The sequence below is a fragment of the Acetobacter lambici genome, assembly GCF_011516885.1.
GTDB classification, from domain to species: domain Bacteria; phylum Pseudomonadota; class Alphaproteobacteria; order Acetobacterales; family Acetobacteraceae; genus Acetobacter; species Acetobacter lambici.
Map to the genome: position 1 here is coordinate 1 of NZ_WOTD01000159.1, position 780 is coordinate 780.

Below are 780 nucleotides of genomic sequence, written 5' to 3' on the forward strand. Positions count from 1 at the left end.
TAACCCCGGACCAGATGGCCAACAGCAACGCCGTCAGAAGGGCGGCATAACAACAACCGGGTATAGCTTATCAAGCCCGCAAAACTGTCCGAACAGACGGGACCACCTCTGGGATCGGTATGGCAGATATAACATGAAAACAGCATCCCTAGACTTACCCCACCAAAAGCAGTTATGGGACATTCCATGAGATGGTTTGCAACAAGTATGATCTGCCGCATCCTCGGGCATAAGTGGGGCGCATGGCAACGCCAGCAGTCATGGGACGGCAGTGGAGAATTCCAGCACCGCAAATGCATGCGGCGTGGCTGTCTGGCTACGGAGCAGCGGCGGGCCGGGTAATCGGCCCACCAGATGCCACAGGTCTTCCCCCAGAAATTAGAACGCCTGTCAGAGTCTTACGGACTGTCCTGAACAAACGCTCTGAACGGACCAGACAAAGCCTTCTGCCGTGATGGATGGAGAAAGAAATAATCATCCCACGAGCTGTTTTTTAGGTCATTCGACATAACAACCTGATTATCCCGCAGTCGGAACATACTGTAACCAAGCGAGAGAAGATAATCCCTTACATTCTCAGCGGTTGTTCCAAATGCTGTTTTGAGTGCAACGGGATGAATTTCTATAAGAATATTCGGAAGGCTTTTTTCTATTATCGCCTTCCCGCCTTTTAGTGTCTGACCGAAAATGAGTTGAGTGATTTCAGTGGATTATGATTCATGGGTTTGCGATAACCTGATGAGATCAAGATGGCCTGGACTGAAATCACCCGCGCGCAGT

General features: G+C 50.3%; 1 protein-coding gene. It reads left to right on the forward strand.

The window, feature by feature from the left end:
• The first annotated feature begins 207 nt into the window (after positions 1 to 207).
• Entirely contained in the window at positions 208 to 342 is a 135-nt protein-coding gene (locus GOB86_RS16480; protein WP_277875508.1) for a hypothetical protein, read from the forward strand.
• The last annotated feature ends 438 nt before the right edge of the window (positions 343 to 780 follow it).

Bases quoted from the DNA above. Each gene is read 5' to 3' on its own strand.
- GOB86_RS16480 (WP_277875508.1), top strand. From the start codon at position 208: ATGATCTGCCGCATCCTCGGGCATAAGTGGGGCGCATGGCAACGCCAG.